This window comes from Streptomyces sp. NPDC059564 (assembly GCF_042735575.1).
GTDB lineage: Bacteria > Actinomycetota > Actinomycetes > Streptomycetales > Streptomycetaceae > Streptomyces.
Genome location: NZ_JBHWBP010000005.1, coordinates 19,108 through 37,222 on the forward strand (window position 1 = coordinate 19,108; position 18,115 = coordinate 37,222).

Sequence of the window (18,115 nt, forward strand, 5' to 3'; positions counted from 1 at the left end):
CGCTCAATCTAGTGCCCGCCCCACCCCTGAGGCCCGCACCCCGTCATGATCCACAGGACACGCGCCGATTCCTTCCTATGGCCGCCACGGACAAGGACACGCGGGCACCACTCCCGAACGGAGCATGCCGTACCCCCTCCCCCGGGCCTAGCCTGCGGACAAAGACACAAGTGCGTCCGAAAACACCCCCCAGGAGCCCCCTATGACCGCTGTCCCGCAGGAGCGCCGCATCGTCACCGCGATCCCCGGCCCCAAGTCGCAGGAGCTGCAGGCCCGCCGTCTCGGCGTGGTGGCCGGCGGCGTGGGCTCCGTGCTCCCCGTCTTCACGGCCCGCGCGGGCGGCGGCATCATCGAGGACGTCGACGGCAACCGCCTGATCGACTTCGGCTCCGGCATCGCCGTGACCTCGGTCGGCGCCTCCGCCGAGGCCGTCGTGCGCCGCGCCTCCGCGCAGCTCGCCGACTTCACCCACACCTGCTTCATGGTCACCCCCTACGAGGGCTACGTCGAGGTCTGCGAGGCCCTCGCCGAGCTGACCCCGGGTGACCACGCCAAGAAGTCGGCCCTGTTCAACTCGGGCGCCGAGGCCGTCGAGAACGCCGTCAAGATCGCCCGTTCGTACACCAAGCGCCAGGCGGTCGTCGTCTTCGACCACGGCTACCACGGCCGTACGAACCTCACGATGGCGCTGACCTCGAAGAACATGCCGTACAAGCAGGGCTTCGGCCCGTTCGCCCCCGAGGTCTACCGCGTCCCGGTCGCCTACGGCTACCGCTGGCCCACCGGCGCCGAGAACTGCGGCCCCGAGGCCGCCGCCCAGGCGATCGACCAGATCACCAAGCAGATCGGCGCCGACAACGTCGCCGCGATCATCATCGAGCCGGTCCTCGGCGAGGGCGGCTTCATCGAGCCGGCCAAGGGCTTCCTCCCGGCGATCGTGAAGTTCGCCAACGACAACGGCATCGTCTTCGTCGCCGACGAGATCCAGTCCGGCTTCTGCCGCACCGGCCAGTGGTTCGCGTGCGAGGACGAGGGCATCGTCCCGGACCTGATCACGACCGCCAAGGGCATCGCGGGCGGTCTGCCGCTCGCCGCCGTGACCGGCCGCGCCGAGATCATGGACGCCGCGCACGCGGGCGGCCTGGGCGGCACCTACGGCGGCAACCCGGTGGCCTGCGCCGGTGCGCTCGGCTCCATCGAGACCATGAAGGAGCTCGACCTCAACGCCGCGGCGAAGAAGATCGAGTCCCTGATGAAGGCCCGCCTGACGGCCATGCAGGAGAAGTACGACATCATCGGCGACATCCGCGGCCGCGGCGCCATGATCGCGATCGAGCTCGTCAAGGACCCGGTCTCCAAGACCCCCTTCCCGGAGGCGGCCGGCGCGCTCGCCAAGGCCTGCCACGCCGAGGGCCTGCTCGTCCTCACCTGTGGCACCTACGGCAACGTGCTCCGCTTCCTGCCCCCGATCGTCATCGGCGAGGACCTGCTGAACGAGGGCCTGGACATCATCGAGGCCGCGTTCGCGGGCATCTGATCGAGCGTCCGAACACAGGCGCCCTTCTCTACCGGTGGTAACGGTCGGGCGCTGTGAAGAACGTGTGGGGGGCCGATGGCGGGAGCGCTTTCCCGCTGTCGGTCCCCCTTTCGCTGGCGTACGGTTTCTGCAGATGAGTGAGACAGACCGTTCCCGGGAAACCGGGAGCGATACCGGTACCGGGCTTCCCCAGCGCCGTACTGGGCATGCGTTCGCGCACACTCCTCTCAGATCGGACGGCCGTTCGCCCCAAACCCCCCGGGGCGCACGGCAACCCGATCCGGGCGGCCGTCCCGGAACCATCCCCCCTGTTCCGGGACGGCCGGCCATCTCCTCGGCCGCCTCGGTGCTCTGCGCCCTGAGCGTCGCCCTCTTCGCCCTGATCACCTGGCAGGTCCACGTGTCGGGGCCGCTGCTGACCCCGGACCACGCGCTGAGCCGCGCCGTCGTGCGCGCCGTCCCCGACGCCGTCACCGAACGCCTCGCGGACCTCGGCAACATCCCGGTCGCCGTGCCCGTACTGGCCCTCGCCATGCTCTACGCCGCCCGGCGCGGCCGGGGCCGGGCCGCCCTCGTGGCCGGCCTGGCGATGGCCCTGGTGCCGGCGCTGATCGTCCCCCTCAAGGACTGGACCGCCCGCCCGGGCCCCCTGGAGCCCTGGGCCGCCGGCTACTTCCCCTCGGGGCACACGGCGACGGCCCTGATGGCCTACACGGGCGCGGCCCTCCTCGTGGCCCCCCACACCCGCCGCCCCTGGCCCCTGCCGGTGGCGGCGCTCCTGACGGGCCTCACCGCGGCGGGGCTGGTCCTGCGCGGTTTCCACTGGCCCCTCGACGTCCTGGCCAGCCTCCTCCTGTGCACCCCGCTCCTGCTGGCCGTGCGGTGGGCGGCGTCGGCGGCACCAGCGGCGCCTCCGGCAGGCACGGGGCGGGCGAAGGGGCGGGTCAGCCGCCGAAGTAGCCGTCGAAGTTCCGGCTGAACTCCCAGCCCCCGAAGCGGTCCCAGTTGACCGACCAGGTCATCAGGCCGCGCAGGCCGGGCCAGGTGCCGTGGGTCGGGTACGTACCGCAGTCCAGCTTCTTCGTGAGGCAGTCCAGCGCCTTGTCCACCTCGGCGGGCGGGGTGTGGCCGTTGCCCGCGTTGGGGGTGGCCGGGAGGCCGATCGCGACCTGGTCGGGGCGCAGCGGCGGGAAGACGCGGGCGGTGTCGCCCGCGACCGGGAAGCCGGTGAGCAGCATGTCGGTCATGGCGATGTGGAAGTCGGCGCCGCCCATGGAGTGGTACTGGTTGTCGAGGCCCATGACGGGTCCCGAGTTGTAGTCCTGGACGTGCAGCAGGGTGAGGTCGTCGCGCAGGGCGTGGATGACCGGGAGGTACGCGCCGGCGCGCGGGTCCTGGCCGCCCCAGGGGCCGGAGCCGTAGTACTGGTGTCCGAGCTGGACGAAGAAGGTCTCGGGGGCCATGGTCAGGACGAAGTCCGGGCCGTACGTGGCCTTGAGGGTCTTCACGGCGGAGATCAGGTTGACGATCGCCGGGGTGGTGGGGGCGCGGAAGTCGGTGTCCCCCGTGGCGAGGGAGAGGGAGTGGCCCTCGAAGTCGATGTCGAGGCCGTCGAGCCCGTACTCGTCGATGATCTTGCCGACGGAGGAGACGAAGGCGTCGCGGGCGGCCGTGGTGGCGAGCTGGACCTGCCCGTTCTGGCCGCCTATGGAGATCAGGACCTTCTTGCCGGCCGCCTGTTTGGCCTTGATCGCCGCCTTGAACTCGGCCAGGGTCTCGACGTTCGGGCATGCGGCGACCGGGCAGAGCTGGAAGCGGATGTCGCCCGAGGTGACCGAGGTGGGTTCGCCGAAGGCGAGGTCGATGACGTCCCAGGAGGCGGGGACGTCGGCCATGCGGACGTAGCCGGAGCCGTTGGCGAAGCTGCTGTGGAGGTAGCCGACGAGGGCGTGCGCGGGCAGGCCGGGGTTGCCCGGGGTGCCGGTGCCGGCGGTGGTGACGGTGACCGGCGCGCTCTTGGGGGACTCGCCGGCCGCGTTCACCGCGGCGACCCGGAAGGTGTACGGGGTGGACGCGGCGAGGCCGGTGACCGCGGCCGAGGTGGCGGCCGTGGTGAGGGGGTCGGCGCCGTCGCGGTAGACCGTGTACGAGGTGGCCCCGGTGGCCGCCGCCCAGGACAGGGCGACCGCACCGGAGGAGGCGGCGGAGCCCGTCAGGCCGGTGGGGGCGGCCGGGGGCCGGGGCTGGCCGGGGTCGGGGCCGGTCAGGGCGACGTCGTCGGTGAGGTGGGCGGGCTGGCCGTACCAGCCGTGGGTGTACACCGTCACGGAGGTGGTGGCGGGGCCGGTGCGGAAGGTGGTGGTGAGCTGTTTCCAGGCGCCCGGGGTCTGGGTCCAGGTGGAGACGTCGGTGGTGCCGGTGCCGCTCGCGCCGAGGTAGACGTAGGCGCCCTGCACCCAGGCGGTGAGGGTGTACGCCGAGTCGGGTCTGACGGTGACGGTCTGGGAACAGCGGGCGTTGTCCTGGCCGGCCGGGGTGGCCTTGAGGGCGGAACTCCCGCTGTGGACGGGGGTGCTGACGGTGCTTCCGGCCGCGCCGGAGCAGCTCCAGCCGTCGAGGCCGGTTTCGAAGCCGCCGTTGCGGACGAGATCGGCGTCCGCGGCCGCGGCGGGCGGGCCCGCGGTGAGGAGTCCGGCCGCCGCGAGGGCGGCGGCCGTGAGGAGGGGGAGCACTCTGCGCACAACTTCCTCCGGTGCATGGGGGGATGGAGCCGGGCCGCTGGGGTGGGAGCGACGGCGGCGCCCAAGATGGTCCAGACCAATCCTCTTGTCAAGGGGTCCGGCCCTCCCGCTCCTCCCCCGCCCGCACGCCCGCCGCCGCCTCGTGCATCGCGAGCTCCAGCAGTACCGGGTCGGTGAGCGTGCCCTCGCCGTCGGGGACCACCAGCCAGTGCCCCCCGCCCGTCGCCCGCCCCGGGTACGGGACCACGATCCAGCTCCCGCGCCCGGCACCCCGTACGCCCGTACCGATCCAGCGGGACGCCGTGCCCGGGGGTACGAAGAAGCCCAGCCGCGCGTCCCGGGAATCCGAGAGCACCGGGCCGGGCCGGGCGGTGAGCAGGTGCAGTACGTCGAGGGTGGCCCGCCCCAGCTCACCCGGCAGGATCAGCACGTCCCAGCGCCGGCCGGCGGGCAGGAGGGCGACCCCGAGGGGGTTGCGCTCCCATTCCCACCGGCAGGCGTCCGGATCCGGCGCCACCGTTGCCAGCCATTCCACTGCCGTCTTGGCCCCCGCGAACGTCATCGCCCGGCCTCCGTTCCCTCGTGTGCGGTGAAGGGTTCTCACCGGGAGAGAGCGGGGCCGGGCGGCGGTATGACGCGAGTTCTGTTACTCCATGGTGGTGAAGCGGGTCACACGGTACGCACGGGTGTGCGCCGGGGGCGTGCGGGCACCGGCCAGGGCGTCAGCTGTCGAAGCCGAGCCCGAAGCGGTCCAGGGTCCGCAGCCACAGGTTGCGGCGGCCGCCGCGGGCGTCGGAGCGGGCCAGCGACCACTTGGTGAGGGTGATCCCGGTCCACGCGAACGGCTCCGGCGGGAACGGCATCGGCTTGCTGCGCACCATCTCCAGCCGGGTGCGCTCGCTGCGGACCCCGTCGAGGAGGTCCAGCATCACGTCGGCCCCGAAGCGGGTGGCGCCGACGCCGAGCCCGGTGAAGCCGGCGGCGTAGGCCACCCTGCCCGAGTGGGCCGTGCCGAAGAACGCCGAGAAGCGGGAGCAGGTGTCGATGGCCCCGCCCCAGGCGTGGCTGAACTTCAGCCCCTCCAGCTGCGGGAACGCCGTGAAGAAGTGCTCCGCGAGCTTGAGGTAGGTCTCGGGGCGGTGGTCGTACTCGGAGTCGAGCTTCCCCCGGTACGGGTAGATGGCGTCGTAGCCGCCCCACAGGATCCGGTGGTCCTTGGTGATCCGGAAGTAGTGGAACTGGTTGGCGCTGTCGCCCAGGCCCTGCCGCTTCTTCCAGCCGATGGCCGCGAGCTGCTCCGCGCTGAGCGGCTCGGTCATCAGCGCGTAGTCGTACACCGGGACCGTGAAGGGGCGGATCCGCTTGACCAGCGAGGGGAAGATGTTGGTGCCCAGCGCGACCCGGCGGGCGAGGATCGTGCCGTACGGGGTGGTGACGGCCATCCCGGCGCCGACGGAGGACATCTTCAGGCCGCGGGTGTTCTCGTAGATCCGCACGCCCAGGTCGAGGCAGGCCCGCTTCAGGCCCCAGGCGAGCTTCGCCGGGTTGAGCATGGCGACGCCGTCGCGGTCCCAGAGGCCCGCGAGGAAGGTCGGGGAGTCGACCTCGGCGCGCAGCGCGTCCCGGTCCAGCCATTCGGAGCCGTCGGCGAGGCCCAGTTTGCGGGCCTCCTCGTGGAGTTCGCGCAGCTCCTCGACCTGGTGGGGTTCGGTGGCCACGTCGATCTCGCCGGTGCGCTCGAAGTCGCAGTCGATGCCGTAGCGGGCGACCGCCGCCTCGATCTCGTCGAGGTTGCGGGCGCCCATCTCCTCCAGCTTGGCGAGTTCGCCGGGCCAGCGGGCCATGCCGTTGGCCAGCCCGTGGGTGAGGGAGGCGGCGCAGAAGCCGCCGTTGCGGCCGGAGGCGGCCCAGCCCGCCTCCTTGCTCTCGATCAGGACCACGTCCCGGCCGGGGTCGCGCTCCTTGGCGATCAGCGCGGTCCACAGCCCGCTGTAGCCACCGCCGACGACGAGCAGGTCGCAGCGCTCGTCGGAGGTGAGCGCCGGCTGCGCGGCGGGCTTGCCGGGGTCGTCCAGCCAGTACGCGACCGGCTTCGCCTCGGAAAGGGATTTCGCAACACTACGCATGGCGACTGGGGCCATGGCTTCCAACTCCCTACGGAACTGAACTGATTACTTCGGTTGTGCCTTCTTGCGGCGGTTGCCGACCCACTGGCCGGCCAGCACCACCAGCACCGCGATGACGAACATCGCCGTACCGATGACGTTGATCTGGACGGGCGTACCGCGCTGGGCCGATCCCCACACGAACATGGGGAAGGTGACGGTGTTGCCCGAGTTGAAGTTGGTGATGATGAAGTCGTCGAACGAAAGCGCGAAGGACAGCAGCGCGCCCGCCGCGATGCCGGGCGCGGCGATCGGCAGGGTGACCCGCACGAAGGTCTGCACCGGTCCGGCGTAGAGGTCGCGGGCGGCCTCCTCCAGCCTCGGGTCCATCGACAGGACGCGCGCCTTGACGGCGGCGACGACGAAGCTGAGGCAGAACATCACGTGCGCGATCAGGATCGTCCAGAAGCCCAGCTGGATGCCCATGTTCAGGAAGAGGGCGAGCAGCGAGGCGGCCATCACGATCTCGGGCATGGCCATCGGCAGGAAGATCAGCGAGTTGACCGCGCCGCGCCCCCGGAACCGGTAGCGGACCATCGCGAAGGCTATGGCGGTGCCGAGCACGGTCGCGCCGATGGTGGCCCAGAGGGCGATCTGGAGGGAGAGCGAGAGGGAGCCGCACAGGTCGGCGACCCCGCAGGGGTCCTTCCAGGCGTCGAGCGAGAACTCCTGCCAGGCGTAGTTGAACCGCCCGGTGGGGTTGTTGAAGGAGAAGACCGTGACGACGACGTTCGGCAGGATCAGGTACGCGAGCGTGCCCAGTCCCGCGATGACGACGGCGTTGCGGCGGAGCCAGCCAAGGGGCTTGTTCATCAGACCAGGTCCTCCGTCCCCGCTCGGCGGATGTAGATGGACACCATGATCAGCACGATGGCCATGAGGATGAAGGACAGCGCGGCCGCCGTCGGGTAGTCGAGGATGCGCAGGTACTGCGACTGGATGACGTTGCCGATCATCCGGGTGTCCGTGGAGCCGAGCAGTTCGGCGTTGACGTAGTCGCCGCTCGCCGGGATGAAGGTGAGCAGGGTCCCGGAGACCACGCCCGGCATCGAGAGCGGGAAGGTCACCTTCCGGAACACCGTGGCGGGGCGGGCGTACAGGTCCCCGGCCGCTTCGTGGAGGCGGGTGTCGATGCGCTCCAGCGAGGTGTACAGCGGCAGGATCATGAAGGGGAGGAAGTTGTACGTCAGACCGCAGACGACCGCGAGCGGCGTGGCCAGCACCCGGTCCCCCTCGGTCATGCCGAGCCAGCTGGTGACGTCCAGGAAGCCGACCGCGTTGAGGGCGCCGACCACCGGGCCGCCGTCGGCCAGGATCGTCTTCCAGGCCAGGGTGCGGATCAGGAAGCTGGTGAAGAACGGGGCGATGACCAGCACCAGCAAAAGGTTTCGCCAGCGGCCCGCCTTGAAGGCGATCAGATACGCCAGCGGGTACCCGAGCAGCAGGCACAGGGCCGTCGCGGTGCCCGCGTAGAGCAGGGAGCGCAGGAACTGCGGGTAGTAGTCGGTGAAGGCGTCCCAGTAGGTCTGGAAGTGCCAGGTGACCCGGAAGCCCTCTTCGAGGGAGCCGGTCTGCACCGAGGTGGAGGCCTGGTAGACCATCGGCAGCACGAAGAACACGAGCAGCCACAGGATGCCGGGGAGCAGCAGCCAGTACGGGATCAGGCGCTTGCGCAGGGACGCCTTGTGCACCGGCGGTCCGGCGGCCGGAGCGGGCGCCTGGGGCGGCGCGGCGACGGCGCTCACACGCTCTCCTCGACGGTCTCGATGCCCGCCTCGATGTCCTGCGCGGCGTCCAGGCCGAAGGTGTGCTCCGGGTTCCAGTGGAGTATGACCTCGGCGCCGGGGACGAGGCGGGCGTCGCGCTCGATGTTCTGCGCGTACACCTCCAGCTCCGGGCAGACCGGGCTGTCGATGACGTACTGGGTGGAGACGCCGATGAAGGAGGAGTCGGCTATCCGGCCCGCGATCCTGTTGCGGCCGGCCGCGACGGTGTCCTCGTCGTCCGCGTGGACCAGGGAGATCTTCTCCGGGCGCACTCCGACCAGCAGCTTTCCGCCCGCGCGGGGCGTGGTCGAACATCGCTGGGCGGGCAGCCGGAGCACCGCGTCGGCCGACTTCACGGTGACGTCCGCCGCACCGGCCTCCAGGACCTCGGCCTCGATGAGGTTGGACGTGCCGAGGAAGTTCGCGACGAAGGTGGTCTTCGGGTTCTCGTACAGCTCGGCGGGGGCGCCCAGCTGCTCGACGCGGCCGCCGTTCATCACCGCGACCGTGTCGGCCATCGTCATGGCCTCCTCCTGGTCGTGCGTGACGTGTACGAAGGTGATGCCGACCTCCGTCTGGATCCGCTTGAGCTCCAGCTGCATCTGGCGGCGCAGCTTGAGGTCGAGGGCGCCGAGCGGCTCGTCGAGGAGGAGGACCTGGGGGTGGTTGATCAGGGCGCGGCCGACGGCGACGCGCTGCTGCTGGCCGCCGGAGAGCTGGTGGGGCTTGCGCGCGGCGAACTGGCCGAGCTGCACCAGCTCCAGCATGTCGTCGACCTGCTTCTTGACGGACTTGATGCCGCGGCGGCGCAGCCCGAACGCGATGTTCTCGAAGATGTTCAGGTGCGGGAACAGCGCGTAGCTCTGGAAGACGGTGTTGACCGGGCGCTTGTACGGCGGCAGGTGCGTCACCTCGCGCTCGCCCAGGCTGACGGTGCCGGTGGAGGGCTCCTCCAGCCCGGCGATCATGCGCAGGGTGGTGGTCTTCCCGCAGCCCGATGCGCCGAGCAGGGCGAAGAAGGAGCCCTGGGGGATGGTGAGGTCCAGCGGGTGCACGGCGGTGAAGGAGCCGTAGTGCTTGCTGATCCCGGCGAGGCGGACGTCGCCGCTCGCGGTCGTGTCAGTCATGGGTCGCGGCCTTCGGTGGTGGTGTCGTCGGAAGGGTGCGGGAGCGCGGGGTTCAGGAGGGTGGCGCTCGGCGGGGGCAGGCAGGTGGGTCAGGCGCCGATGAGCTTGGCGAACTTCTCCTCGTACGCCGTCTCTTCCTCGCTGCTGAGGGAGCGGAAGGCGTGGGACTTGGCGGTCATCGCCTTGTCCGGGACGATCAGCGTGTTCTCCGCGAGCGCGGGGTCGATCTTGGCGAGCTCGTCCTTGACCCCTTCGACGGGGCAGACGTAGCTGATGAACGCGGCCAGCCGGGCGGCCACCGGGAGCTCGTAGTAGTAGTCGACGAGCTTCTCGGCGTTGGTCTTGTGCCGGGCCTTGGCGGGCACCAGCAGGTTGTCGCTGGAGGTGATGTACCCGGCCGCGGGGACCGCGTACTTGATGTCGGGGTTGCCGGCCTGGAGCTGGATGACGTCGCCCGCCCAGGCCAGGCAGGCCGCGAGGTCCCCCTTGTCGAGGTCGGCGGTGTAGTCGTTGCCGGTGAAGCGGCGTATCTGCTTGGTGTCCACGCCCTTCTGGAGCCGGCCGACCGCCCCGTCGAAGTCCGCGGTGGTGAAGCTCGCCGGGTCCTTGCCCTGGTCGAGCAGGGTCATCCCGATGCTGTCGCGCATCTCGGTGAGGAAGCCCACCCGGCCCTTGAGGGTGGGGTCGTCGAGCAGCTGGGTGACGGAGTCGACCTTCCTGCCGTCGGTCGCCTTGGAGTTGTAGGCGATGACGGTCGAGATGCCGGTCCAGGGGTAGCTGTAGGAGCGGCCCGGGTCCCAGTCGGGGCTGCGGAACTGCGGGGACAGGTTGGCGTAGGCGTGCGGAAGGTGGGAGGGGTCCAGCTTCTGCGCCCAGCCGAGGCGGATGATGCGGGCGGCGAGCCAGTCGGTGACGACGATCAGGTCGCGGCCGGTGTCCTGGCCGGCCGCCAGCTGCGGGCGGACCTTGCCGAAGAACTCGACGTTGTCGTTGATGTCCTCGGTGTACTTGACCTGGATTCCGGTCCGCTTGGTGAACTCCTCCAGCGTGGGCCGGGACTTCTCGTCGTCGCTGGTGTCCATGTACTCGGTCCAGTTGGAGAAGTTGATCTCCTTCTCCCGCTCCGAGTGGTCGTCGGACGCCGCCGCCGCGTCACCCGCGCGCTTGGCCGGCGGGATGCCGCAGGCGGTGAGGGCGGAAAGGCCCCCGAGGGTGAGCGCCCCGACGCCGGAGGCGCGCAGCAGCGAGCGGCGGGTGAGGGCGCCGCGCCCACTGGTGAGACTGCGCCGCATCGCCGCGAGTTGCGCCGCGGAGAGGCGGTCGGGCTCGAACTGCTCCATGAGCTGCCCTTTCGGGATGGGTGCGCCGCTGGTCGGGCGGCTGGTGCCCGCGGCGGTAGCCGCAGATGGTTACGGACGGTCCCCGAAGATCGTGCGGTGCCAGTCCTTGGCCGCCACCGCGGTGTTGTCGAACATCACGTGCTTGACCTGCGTGTACTCCTCGAAGGAGTAGACGGACATGTCCTTTCCGAAGCCACTGGCCTTGTAGCCGCCGTGGGGCATCTCGCTGATGATCGGAATGTGGTCGTTGACCCAGACGCAGCCCGCCTTGAGCTCGCGGGTGGCGCGGTTCGCCCGGTACAGGTCCCGGCTCCAGGCGGAGGCGGCGAGCCCGTACGGGGTGTCGTTGGCCAGCGCGAGACCCTCGTCGTCGGTGTCGAAGGGCAGGACGACGAGGACCGGTCCGAAGATCTCGGACTGGACGACCTCGCTGTCCTGCGCCGCTCCGGAGATCAGGGTCGGCCGGTAGTAGGCGCCCTGGGCCAGTTCGCCGCCCGGGCTCTCGCCGCCGGTGACGACGGTGGCGTACGAGCGGGCGCGCTCGACGAAGGCGGCGACCCGGTCGCGCTGGGCGTGCGAGACCAGCGGGCCGAGGTCGGTGGTGGGCGCGAAGGGGTCGCCGAGCCGCACGGTCTCCATCAGCTCGGCGACCCGGGCGACGAAGGCGTCGTGCAGGGGGCGCTGGACGTACGCGCGGGTGGCGGCGGTGCAGTCCTGGCCCGTGTTGATGAGCGAGGCGGCGACGGCGCCGTGGGCGGCGGCCTCCAGGTCGGCGTCGTCGAAGACGAGGAAGGGGGCCTTGCCGCCGAGCTCCAGGTGGAGCCGCTTGACGGTGGCGGTCGCGATCTCGGCGACCCGCTTGCCGACGGCGGTGGAGCCGGTGAAGGAGGTCATGACCACGTCGGGGTGGCCGACCAGGTGCTCGCCCGCGTCCCGTCCGGCACCGGTGACGATGTTGATCACGCCGTCGGGCAGGCCCGCGTCCTTGGCCGCCTGGGCGAACATCAGGGAGGTCAGGGGCGTGAGCTCGGCGGGCTTGAGGACGATGGTGTTGCCCGCGGCGATGGCCGGGAGGATCTTCCAGGCGGCCATCTGGAGCGGGTAGTTCCAGGGCGCGATGGAGCCGACGACGCCGATGGCCTCGCGGCGCACGTAGGAGGTGTGGTCGCCGGAGTACTCGCCGGCCGCCTGGCCCTGGAGGTGACGGGCCGCGCCCGCGAAGAAGGCCGTGTTGTCGATGGTCCCCGGTACGTCGAACTCCGTGGACAGCTTGATCGGCTTCCCGCACTGCAGGGACTCCGCGTACGCGAAGTCCTCCACCTGCTCCGCCAGTACGGCGGCCAGCCGGTGCAGCGCGTCGGAGCGCTCCCCGGGGGTGGCGGCCGACCAGGCCGGGAAGGCCCGTCTGGCGGCGGCGACGGCCTCGTCCACGTCCGCCGTGCCCGCCAGTTCGTAGGTGAGCACCTCCTGGCCGGTCGCGGGGTCGACGATGGTGTGCGAGCGGCCCGAGGTGCCGGACCGGAGCCGGCCGTCGATGTACTGCGCGCCGTCTGCGAAGCGGTCCTTAACCTGGAAGCGGTTACCCATCACGCTCTCACGCTCTCCGTAGCTACAGCTCGAATTGAGTGCCGATCCTGACAGAGGCCTTCTCCCCCGCCAAGTGATTCCGTTGTTGCCTTTTGATTACGCGACGGAATCGGTCGACCATGTGTCGAGGCACGCCCGAAATCCCGTACGAAGTGTCAGTGGTGACTGCCAGACTCGCGTGCATGGAGATGATCGACACATTGATCGGGCAGGTCAGCCGTGGTGAACGGGTGAAGTACCTGCCCTTCTGGGGGCACCGGCCGCAGCCGGACGGAAGGCTCGGACCGAGCTGTCTGAGTCAGTGGTGGCCGTCCGCGTTCACTGTGGGTGATGTCCGGTACGCCACCGCCGAGCACTGGATGATGGCCGGCAAGGCGCGGCTGTTCGGGGACGCGGAGGCGGAGCGGGCGGCTCTGGAGGCGAAGAGTCCGGCGCAGGCGAAGAAGGCCGGGCGGCTGGTGCGCGGCTTCCAGGACACCGTGTGGGAGCGGGAGCGGTTCGCGCTGGTGGTGGAGGGCAGCGTGCACAAGTTCGGCTCCGATCCGGCCCTGCGGGCGTACCTGCTGGGGACGGGCTCGCGGGTGCTGGTGGAGGCGAGCCCGGTGGACCGGATCTGGGGCATCGGGCTGGCCGCCGACGACGATCGCGCCCTGGACCCGGCGCGCTGGCGCGGGCTGAACCTGCTGGGCTTCGCGCTGATGGAGGCCCGGGAGCGGCTCCGGGAGGACACGGCGGCGTGAACGTGACGGAGCGTCGCCGGGTGGCGGCCGTCATCGTGCGGGACGGCGGCGTCCTCATGGTGCGCGAGCGGGGCCGGGGGGCGTCCGGGCTGCACGACGGGCCGGAGTACTGGACCCTGCCGGGCGGCGGGGTGGAGCCCGGGGAGGACCTGGAGGCCGCCGTGCGGCGCGAGGTGGCCGAGGAGACGGGCCTGCGGGCCCTGTCGGTGCGCTACGCGTACGAGGCCCCGTACCCCTCCGGGTGGACCACCTGCTTCCGCGTGGAGGTCGGGGCCGGGGAGCCGGTACTCGGGGTGGACCCGGAGCTGACCTGCGCGTGCCCCCGGATGGTGGGGCTGACCTGGGTCCCCCTGACCCGCGGCACCCCGGACGGCCCCTACATGGTCCCCACCCTCCTGTCCCCCGCCCAGCCCTGACACCCCGCCCGCGGCCCTGGGCCACGAGCGGAGGGCCGGGCGGCGGGTGGCAGCGGCCCGGCCGCGCCGGGACACCCGGGCGGCCCGCCGGAGGGGGCCGCGGGGGTGTCAGACCCGCTCGTGCGTCGGGCCGTCGACCCGGGAGACCGAGGCGGGGCCGTCGGTGCCGCCGTCCCTCTGGGAGTCCTCCAGGGTGGGTCCGAGGAAGACCAGCAGGGTCACGCCCACGCCCAGCAGGATGCCCACCCCGCCGAGGATGATCCCCGCCAGGGCCATTCCGCCGTTGGTGGACTCGCCCCGGGCGGCCTTGCCCCGGCCGAGCGCGCCGAAGACGACCGCCGCGATGCCGAGGGCGATGCCGCCGATCATCGTGACGCAGCCGAACACGGCGAGGAGGCCCAGCACGAGCGCGGCGATGCCGAAGCCGTTGCCGGCGGGCCGGGCGTAGGCCGGGTATCCGGGGTATCCGGGGTATCCGGGGTACCCCGGATAGCCGGGATGACCCGGGTACCCCGGCTGGACATGGGCCGGCGGCGGGCCCGGGTACGCGTACGCACCGGGATCCGGCTGCGCCGGGTACCCGTACACGGACGTCGCGGGCGGGACCGGTCCGGGCACGCTCCCCGGCGGCGGCGCGACGGCCGGGGGCTGGGCCTGCGCGGCGGGGCCCTGCGGGGGCTGGGCCCCCGGTATCTCCGCGATGGTCTGCTGCTCGTGCACCGGTGGAACCGCGGCGGGCGGCACGGGCGCCCCCGGCGCCGGCCCGCCCGTCTTGCCCAGCTCGACGGCCGGCCGCTCGGGCGGCGCCCACGGGTCCGTCGGCTCAGGGCTCTGGTCGGTCATACGGCGCCCCCTCTCGTACGGCCATGCTATGCGCTGCCACCGACACTCCCCCGGCCTGCCTACGATGAAGCCGACCCGACCGCACCCGCGTCCTCCCGGAGGCCCCCATGCCCGACCTGCACCCCTTCATCGCGGGGCTGCCCAAGGCCGAACTCCACGTCCACCACGTCGGCTCGGCGTCCCCGCGCATCGTGGCCGAACTCGCCTCCCGCCACCCCGACTCGAAGGTCCCCACCGACCCCGAGGCGCTCGCCGACTACTTCACCTTCACGGACTTCGCCCACTTCATCGAGGTCTACCTCTCGGTCGTCGACCTGGTCCGCACCCCCGACGACGTGCGCACCCTCACCTTCGAAGTGGCCCGTGACATGGCCCGGCAGAACATCCGTTACGCCGAACTCACCATCACCCCCTACTCCTCCACCCGCCGCGGCATCGACGAGAACGCCTTCATGGAGGCCATCGAGGACGCCCGCAAGGCGGCCGAGGCCGAGCTCGGCGTCATCCTGCGCTGGTGCTTCGACATCCCCGGCGAGGCCGGCCTGGAGGCCGCCGCCGAAACCGCGCGCCTCGCCGTCGACCTGCACCCCGAGGGCCTGGTCTCCTTCGGCCTGGGCGGCCCGGAGATCGGCGTGCCGCGCCCGCAGTTCAAGCCGTTCTTCGACCGCGCCCGGGCCGCGGGCCTGCACAGCGTGCCGCACGCCGGCGAGACCACCGGCCCGGAGACGATCTGGGACTCCATCCGCGAGCTGGGCGCCGAGCGCATCGGCCACGGCACCAGCGCCACGCGGGACCCCGAACTCCTCGCGTACCTCGCCGAGCACCGGATCGCGCTGGAGGTCTGCCCGACCTCCAACATCGCCACCCGCGCCGTCGCGGACCTCGACGAGCACCCCGTCAAGGAGATGGTCGCGGCGGGCGTGCTCGTCACCATCAACAGCGACGACCCGCCGATGTTCGGCTCCGACCTGAACAACGAGTACGCGGTCGCCGCCCGGCTCCTCGACCTCGACGAGCGCGGTCTGGCGCAGCTGGCGAAGAACGCCGTCGAGGCCTCCTTCCTGGACCCGGCCGGCAAGGCCGAGCTGAGCGCCGAGATCGACGCGTACACCGCCGACTGGCTCGCCCGCTGACGTCCCGTCGACCGCGCCGACCCCCGAGAATGGGGTGCATGAGCACCCTGACTGCCGTCGGCCACCGCGGCGATCCCTACCGTGTCCGTGAGAACACCCTCGCCTCCGTCCGCTCCGCCTTCGCGCGCGGAGCGGACGCGGTGGAGATCGACGTACGGCTGACCCGCGACGGGGTTCCGGTCCTGCTCCACGACGAGACCCTGGAGCGGCTGTGGGGGCACGACGTACGGCTCGACGCCGTGACGTCGCCGCAGCTGAAGGAGCTCGCGCAGGGCGGGATCCCGACCCTGCGCGAGGCCTTGATGGAGGCCGGGGCGGGGCGGCTGATGATCGATCTGCCGGGTGCGTCGGCGGAGGCCGTACGGACCGTCGTGGGCCTGGTGCGCGAGTGCGGGGCGCGCGAGCGCACGTACTACTGCGCCGGGCCGGACACCATGCTCGCGGTCCGCGCCGCCGATCCGGGCGCGGAGATCGCGCTGACCTGGACCTCCCTCTCGCCGCCGCGCCGGGTGCTGATCGACGCGGTGACGCCCCGCTGGCTCAACTACCGCTTCGGGCTGGTCAGCCGGGAGCTGACGGACGCGCTGCACCGGGACGGACTGCTGGTGTCGGCCTGGACGGCGGACACCAAGCGGTCGATGCGCGCCCTCGTCAGGGCGGGCGTGGACGCCGTCACCACGAACCGGGTGGACGCGCTGACCGCCGTACGGTCCGAGCTCGGCCGGTGATCCGTGCGTGCGGCGAGCGGATCCGGGCCGCCGACCCGCGCTGGCGGGACCTGGGGCTGACGCTGCTGGTGCAGGTGGCGACGACCATTCCGTTCGTGGTGCCCCGCGATCCGCGGGAGTCCCCCGCCACCTGGGCCGCGTACCTGCTCACCTCGCTCGGCAACCTGCCCCTGGTGTGGCGGCGGCGGGCCCCGGTCCTGGTGCTGTTCGGGGTGGTCGCGGCGGGCTCGGTGTACCGGCTGGCGCTGGACGGCCCCGGGCAGCCGCTGCCGTACGCGGGGCTGATCGCCGTCTACACGATCGCGCTGTACTCCTCGGAGCGGGTGCGGCGGGTGATGGGCGCGGTCGTGACGGTGGTGATCTTCGGTTCGGTGGCGCTGAACACGCGGACGGCCCGGGAGCTGCTGTTCGCGCTGTTCGTGTTCGCGGCGGCGTTCGTGCTGGGGCGTCTGCAGGCGACCCGGCAGGCGTACACCGCGGCCGTCGAGGACCGGGCGGCGCAGCTGGAGCGGGCGAACCGGATCGAGGCCGAGCAGGCGGCCGCGCGCGAACGGGCGCGCATCGCACGGGAGATGCACGACATCCTCTCGCACGCGGTCAGCATCATGATCGTGCAGGCGGAGGCGGGTCCGGTGGCGGTGCGCAAGGCACCGGCCCGGGCGGAGGCGGCCTTCGAGGCGATCGCCGAGACGGGGCGGGACGCGATGGCGCAGCTGCGGACGATGCTCGGGGTCCTGCGGACCGACGAGGCGGCTCCGCGCGCACCGCAGCCCGGGATCGCGGCGCTGCCCGCGCTGCTGGACCGGGTACGGGCCGGCGGGCCGAGGGTCTCCTACGGGCGGACGGGCGAGGTGCGCGAGCTGCCGGCGGCGCTGGAGGCGACGGTGCACCGGGTGGTGCAGGAGGCGCTGACCAATGTGGTGAAGCACTCCGGGGCCTCGTCCGTGGACGTACGCCTGGAGTACGGGGAGGGGGACCTGACGGTGACGGTCGCCGACGACGGCCGGGGCCCGGCCGACGGCGCGTCGGGCCGTTCCACGGGCGGCGGGCACGGGCTGATCGGGATCCGGGAACGGGCCGCGGCGCACGGCGGAACGGCCTGGTGCGGTGCGGGGCCGGACGGGGGGTTCGTGGTGCGGGTGGTCCTTGTAACCTCGCCGCTGGAGGTGGGGACGTGACGATCCGTGTGGTGGTGGCCGACGACCAGGAACTGGTGCGCAGCGGTTTCGCGATGATCCTGGACGTCCAGGACGACATCGAGGTCGTCGCGGAGGTCGGGGACGGCGCGGCGGCGGTGGAGGCGGTGGACCGGCTCGCGCCGGACGTGGCCCTGCTGGACATCCGGATGCCGGTGCTGGACGGGATCGAGGCCTGCCGGAAGATCTCGGCGGGGAGCGCGTGCCGGACGGTGATGCTGACGACCTTCGACTCGGACGAGTACGTGTACGAGGCGCTGCACGCGGGGGCGAGCGGGTTCCTGCTGAAGGACGTGCGGCGGGACGATCTGGTGCACGCGGTACGGGTGGTGGCGGCGGGCGAGTCCCTGCTGGCGCCTTCGGTGGCGCGACGGCTGATCGAGGAGTACACGGCGGCGACGGCCCGTCCGGCGGGTGCCCCGGGGCTGTCGGCGCGGCGGCTGGAGGTGCTGACGGCGCGGGAGCGGGAGACGCTGCTGCACCTGGGTCGGGGGTTGTCGAACGCGGAGATCGCGGCGGCGCTGACGGTGAGCGAGCACACCGTGAAGTCGCACGTGGGGAACGTGCTGGCGAAGCTGGGCCTGCGCGACCGGATCCAGGCGGTGATCTGCGCGTACGAGACGGGGCTGATCTCGGCCGGTTCTCCCTCTGGAGAGTGAGGGGCGGCGTGTCGGCTCCCCCGCGCCGGTGAGTTGTCGTACCGCTGAAGACCCCTCTCACTGGTGATCCGCAACGGGGCCCGTGCGCAGCAACATTGAGGTCATCGGGGCAGCGAGCCCCGGTGATCCGGCACAGG

The 18,115-nt window shown here is 71.8% G+C and carries 17 protein-coding genes; 8 read left to right on the forward strand and 9 right to left on the reverse strand.

Going from position 1 to position 18,115, the window contains the following annotated elements; all coding sequences use genetic code 11:
* Nucleotides 1–202 precede the first annotated feature (202 nt).
* Nucleotides 203–1,537, forward strand: a complete 1,335-nt coding sequence (gabT, locus tag ACFV0Q_RS02360) for a 4-aminobutyrate--2-oxoglutarate transaminase (protein WP_384999189.1) — start codon at nucleotides 203–205, stop codon at nucleotides 1,535–1,537.
* Nucleotides 1,538–1,883: 346 nt separating this feature from the next.
* Nucleotides 1,884–2,516, forward strand: a complete 633-nt coding sequence (locus ACFV0Q_RS02365; protein ID WP_384999192.1) for a phosphatase PAP2 family protein — start codon at nucleotides 1,884–1,886, stop codon at nucleotides 2,514–2,516.
* Here ACFV0Q_RS02365 and ACFV0Q_RS02370 read toward each other — a convergent pair.
* The 8 genes from ACFV0Q_RS02370 to ACFV0Q_RS02405 all read right to left on the reverse strand — a co-directional run bounded on the left by ACFV0Q_RS02370 (nucleotide 2,482) and on the right by ACFV0Q_RS02405 (nucleotide 12,263).
* On the reverse strand, nucleotides 2,482–4,278 hold the full coding sequence (locus ACFV0Q_RS02370) for a chitinase (RefSeq protein WP_384999194.1): 1,797 nt from the start codon (nucleotides 4,276–4,278) through the stop codon (nucleotides 2,482–2,484). The two genes, ACFV0Q_RS02365 and ACFV0Q_RS02370, sit on opposite strands and share 35 nt — an antisense overlap.
* Before the next feature lie 88 nt (nucleotides 4,279–4,366).
* Nucleotides 4,367–4,840: a hypothetical protein gene (locus tag ACFV0Q_RS02375; RefSeq protein WP_384999197.1), complete on the reverse strand. Its 474-nt coding sequence runs from the start codon at nucleotides 4,838–4,840 to the stop codon at nucleotides 4,367–4,369.
* 160 nt (nucleotides 4,841–5,000) lie between these two features.
* Nucleotides 5,001–6,419, reverse strand: a complete 1,419-nt coding sequence (locus tag ACFV0Q_RS02380; protein WP_384999200.1) for an NAD(P)/FAD-dependent oxidoreductase — start codon at nucleotides 6,417–6,419, stop codon at nucleotides 5,001–5,003.
* Between the two features lie 30 nt (nucleotides 6,420–6,449).
* Complete coding sequence (locus ACFV0Q_RS02385) at nucleotides 6,450–7,256, reverse strand: ABC transporter permease (protein ID WP_384999203.1); 807 nt, start codon at nucleotides 7,254–7,256, stop codon at nucleotides 6,450–6,452.
* On the reverse strand, nucleotides 7,256–8,188 hold the full coding sequence (locus ACFV0Q_RS02390) for an ABC transporter permease (RefSeq protein ID WP_384999206.1): 933 nt from the start codon (nucleotides 8,186–8,188) through the stop codon (nucleotides 7,256–7,258). Before ACFV0Q_RS02390 ends, ACFV0Q_RS02385 begins: the two co-directional genes overlap by 1 nt.
* Nucleotides 8,185–9,336: an ABC transporter ATP-binding protein gene (locus ACFV0Q_RS02395; RefSeq protein ID WP_384999209.1), complete on the reverse strand. Its 1,152-nt coding sequence runs from the start codon at nucleotides 9,334–9,336 to the stop codon at nucleotides 8,185–8,187. The genes ACFV0Q_RS02390 and ACFV0Q_RS02395 overlap by 4 nt, the downstream gene beginning before the upstream one ends.
* Nucleotides 9,337–9,425: 89 nt before the next feature.
* Entirely contained in the window at nucleotides 9,426–10,676 is a 1,251-nt protein-coding gene (locus tag ACFV0Q_RS02400) for a spermidine/putrescine ABC transporter substrate-binding protein (protein ID WP_384999211.1), read from the reverse strand.
* Nucleotides 10,677–10,745: 69 nt separating this feature from the next.
* The gene (locus tag ACFV0Q_RS02405) at nucleotides 10,746–12,263 is read right to left on the reverse strand and encodes a gamma-aminobutyraldehyde dehydrogenase (protein ID WP_384999214.1); all 1,518 of its coding nucleotides are present in this window, start codon (nucleotides 12,261–12,263) and stop codon (nucleotides 10,746–10,748) included.
* Nucleotides 12,264–12,445: 182 nt separating this feature from the next.
* On the opposite strand from ACFV0Q_RS02405, the gene ACFV0Q_RS02410 reads away from it, so the two are divergent.
* On the forward strand, nucleotides 12,446–13,003 hold the full coding sequence (locus ACFV0Q_RS02410) for an NADAR family protein (protein ID WP_384999217.1): 558 nt from the start codon (nucleotides 12,446–12,448) through the stop codon (nucleotides 13,001–13,003).
* A complete protein-coding gene (locus tag ACFV0Q_RS02415) occupies nucleotides 13,000–13,419 on the forward strand; it encodes an NUDIX hydrolase (protein WP_384999220.1) in 420 nt (139 codons plus the stop codon). Before ACFV0Q_RS02410 ends, ACFV0Q_RS02415 begins: the two co-directional genes overlap by 4 nt.
* A gap of 108 nt (nucleotides 13,420–13,527) precedes the next feature.
* Here the strand turns inward: ACFV0Q_RS02415 and ACFV0Q_RS02420 are convergent, their stop codons facing one another.
* Entirely contained in the window at nucleotides 13,528–14,262 is a 735-nt protein-coding gene (locus tag ACFV0Q_RS02420; protein WP_384999223.1) for a DUF4190 domain-containing protein, read from the reverse strand.
* A 107-nt stretch (nucleotides 14,263–14,369) separates the two neighbouring features.
* On the opposite strand from ACFV0Q_RS02420, the gene ACFV0Q_RS02425 reads away from it, so the two are divergent.
* From ACFV0Q_RS02425 to ACFV0Q_RS02440, 4 genes are read left to right on the forward strand one after another with little or no spacing between them, the layout of a single operon-like run.
* The gene (locus tag ACFV0Q_RS02425) at nucleotides 14,370–15,395 is read left to right on the forward strand and encodes an adenosine deaminase (protein ID WP_384999226.1); all 1,026 of its coding nucleotides are present in this window, start codon (nucleotides 14,370–14,372) and stop codon (nucleotides 15,393–15,395) included.
* A 29-nt stretch (nucleotides 15,396–15,424) separates the two neighbouring features.
* Nucleotides 15,425–16,123, forward strand: coding sequence for a glycerophosphodiester phosphodiesterase (locus ACFV0Q_RS02430; RefSeq protein ID WP_384999229.1), 699 nt, complete (start codon nucleotides 15,425–15,427; stop codon nucleotides 16,121–16,123).
* Nucleotides 16,120–17,301 carry a sensor histidine kinase gene (locus ACFV0Q_RS02435; RefSeq protein ID WP_384999231.1) on the forward strand — a complete coding sequence of 394 codons (1,182 nt, stop codon included), beginning with the start codon at nucleotides 16,120–16,122 and terminating at the stop codon, nucleotides 17,299–17,301. The genes ACFV0Q_RS02430 and ACFV0Q_RS02435 overlap by 4 nt, the downstream gene beginning before the upstream one ends.
* Entirely contained in the window at nucleotides 17,298–17,978 is a 681-nt protein-coding gene (locus ACFV0Q_RS02440; RefSeq protein WP_384999234.1) for a response regulator, read from the forward strand. Before ACFV0Q_RS02435 ends, ACFV0Q_RS02440 begins: the two co-directional genes overlap by 4 nt.
* The last annotated feature ends 137 nt before the right edge of the window (nucleotides 17,979–18,115 follow it).

Bases quoted from the DNA above. Each gene is read 5' to 3' on its own strand.
- ACFV0Q_RS02405 (WP_384999214.1), bottom strand. From the start codon at position 12,263: ATGGGTAACCGCTTCCAGGTTAAGGACCGCTTCGCAGACGGCGCGCAG.
- ACFV0Q_RS02385 (WP_384999203.1), bottom strand. From the start codon at position 7,256: ATGAACAAGCCCCTTGGCTGGCTCCGCCGCAACGCCGTCGTCATCGCG.
- ACFV0Q_RS02410 (WP_384999217.1), top strand. From the start codon at position 12,446: ATGGAGATGATCGACACATTGATCGGGCAGGTCAGCCGTGGTGAACGG.
- gabT (WP_384999189.1), top strand. From the start codon at position 203: ATGACCGCTGTCCCGCAGGAGCGCCGCATCGTCACCGCGATCCCCGGC.
- ACFV0Q_RS02400 (WP_384999211.1), bottom strand. From the start codon at position 10,676: ATGGAGCAGTTCGAGCCCGACCGCCTCTCCGCGGCGCAACTCGCGGCG.
- ACFV0Q_RS02380 (WP_384999200.1), bottom strand. From the start codon at position 6,419: ATGGCCCCAGTCGCCATGCGTAGTGTTGCGAAATCCCTTTCCGAGGCG.
- ACFV0Q_RS02430 (WP_384999229.1), top strand. From the start codon at position 15,425: ATGGGGTGCATGAGCACCCTGACTGCCGTCGGCCACCGCGGCGATCCC.
- ACFV0Q_RS02425 (WP_384999226.1), top strand. From the start codon at position 14,370: ATGCCCGACCTGCACCCCTTCATCGCGGGGCTGCCCAAGGCCGAACTC.
- ACFV0Q_RS02395 (WP_384999209.1), bottom strand. From the start codon at position 9,336: ATGACTGACACGACCGCGAGCGGCGACGTCCGCCTCGCCGGGATCAGC.
- ACFV0Q_RS02420 (WP_384999223.1), bottom strand. From the start codon at position 14,262: ATGACCGACCAGAGCCCTGAGCCGACGGACCCGTGGGCGCCGCCCGAG.
- ACFV0Q_RS02375 (WP_384999197.1), bottom strand. From the start codon at position 4,840: ATGACGTTCGCGGGGGCCAAGACGGCAGTGGAATGGCTGGCAACGGTG.